Source organism: Oleiphilus sp. HI0128 (genome assembly GCF_001635365.1).
In genome coordinates this window covers 1-537 of the sequence record NZ_LWGG01000208.1, presented here as the reverse complement: position 1 = coordinate 537, position 537 = coordinate 1, and the positions used below count along the sequence as shown (strand labels likewise).

Annotated in this window: 1 protein-coding gene; it reads left to right on the top strand. The window is 44.9% G+C overall.

The features are described from left to right. Positions 1-23 precede the first annotated feature (23 nt). On the top strand, positions 24-537 hold a 514-nt coding region (locus A3763_RS02655; protein ID WP_068759867.1), incomplete at its 3' end, for a sigma-70 family RNA polymerase sigma factor.

Genomic DNA, 537 nt, shown 5'->3' with positions numbered 1-537 from the left:
AACTCTGCTTACCAATTACTAGCATGACGCTTAATAGCGTAGAAACCAAGCACAACCATGTAGCTCTTCCTGCCAATAATGACCCTGACAATGAGTGGGTCACCCAAGCACAGGAAGAGCTGCCCTATCGTACCTGTGCATACGAAAAGCTTATTCGAAAATACGAAAAGCTGGTCTTTCATATTTGCCTGAAGATGCTCGGAAATCTTGATGATGCTGATGATGTATCGCAGGAAGTCATGCTTAAAGTTTTCCACTCGCTAGTCAAATTCGAGGGTCGCTCCAGTTTTAAAACCTGGATCGCTAGAATTGCCACGAATACCTGCTTGAGTGCTGCAGACAAGCGTAAACGCACCCGAGAACTGCAAGCAATGTTAACAGATGATCCAAGCCAAGAAAGAACAAGCACCATCAACACCACAAAACGCGACCTCGATAGCGCAATGCAATTATTAGCACCTAAAGAACGAGAAATTCTAACCCTACGTTACACAGCAGAATTACGCATCGAAGAAGTGGCCGAAGTCTGTGACCTAA